The following is a 1,158-nucleotide window of genomic DNA, read 5'->3' on the forward strand; positions in this document are numbered from 1 at the left end:
AGCATCGAGGTAGACCCATGGCAAAACAGATCACTCAGGGCATGAGGGACGAGGCGGTCCGCCTTGTCGTTGTAGAGGGGCAGACAGTCAGGGACGTCTGCCAGCTGATGGATGTCGGCCCGACGGCGCTGAGGCGCTGGATCGAGCAATGGCGTCGAAAGCATGACCCCCAGGCCGAGGCACCGCCCGTAGATGCCCAGGTCAGAATCGCCGAGCTGGAGGCCCAGAATCGCAGGCTCAAGGAGGAGCGCGACCTGCTAAAAAAATCCATCGCCTTCTTCATTCGGGACAGCGATCACCGGAACAGGTGATCCTGGAATTGGGGAAGGCCGCTCCGATCCGGTTGGTGTGTCAGTTGATGGACTATCCCCGTAGCAGCTACTACGCCTGGCTGCACCGGGAACCCCGGATTGACCGGGAGCTGCTGGCCCAGGTTGATCTGGTTCGTCGCATTCATCAGTCCCACCGGGGGAGCTGTGGCTCTCGCAAGATGGCCAGGGAGCTGACCAATCGCGGCCTGCCGGTGGGTCGCTATCGCGCCCGGACGCTGATGCGCCGGGCCGGCGTCAAGGCGCGACAGCACCGGCGGCACAAGTACCACAGCCTGGGACCCCAGGCGCTGACGGCACCCAACGTGCTGGAACGTCAATTCAATCCAGAGGCACCCAACCAGGCCTGGGCAGGAGATATCACCTACATCCCGACTCAACAGGGCTGGCTTTATCTGGCCGTTGTGGTGGACCTGTTTGCCCGCCGGATCGTGGGCTGGGCCCACTCTCACGAAGGGGATGCCTGGCTGGCGGTCAGAGCCCTGCGCGGGGCGCTGAATCAACGTCGTCCCAACGGACGACTGCTTTTCCACTCCGATCAAGGTCGGCAGTACACCAGCCATGCCATGGCCGAGATCCTGCGTGACAACGGCATCACCCAGAGCATGAGTCGGAAGGGCAACTGCTGGGACAACGCGGTGGTGGAACGGGTTTTCGCCACCCTCAAAGGGGAATGGCTTTACTCCAAATACCCCACTCGACAGGAGGCGGCAGCAGACATCGAACAATTTGTGGACTGGTACAACCACCGTCGGCTGCACAGTGCCAACGGCCTTGTGCCACCTGCGCTCCGTGAAGTGCAGGTGGCCTGAACTCCCTTTGGGAGTGT

At 62.3% G+C, this 1,158-nt stretch carries 2 protein-coding genes; both read left to right on the forward strand.

Annotated elements, in window-relative coordinates:
- Positions 1–17 precede the first annotated feature (17 nt).
- Positions 18–311, forward strand: coding sequence for a transposase (locus AC13GF_RS20885; protein WP_019338990.1), 294 nt, complete (start codon positions 18–20; stop codon positions 309–311).
- Positions 308–1,141 carry an IS3 family transposase gene (locus AC13GF_RS20890; protein ID WP_483005846.1) on the forward strand — a complete coding sequence of 278 codons (834 nt, stop codon included), beginning with the start codon at positions 308–310 and terminating at the stop codon, positions 1,139–1,141. The genes AC13GF_RS20885 and AC13GF_RS20890 overlap by 4 nt, the downstream gene beginning before the upstream one ends.
- The last annotated feature ends 17 nt before the right edge of the window (positions 1,142–1,158 follow it).

The sequence above is a fragment of the Stenotrophomonas sp. 22LJNL06-5-1 genome (genome assembly GCF_056861455.1).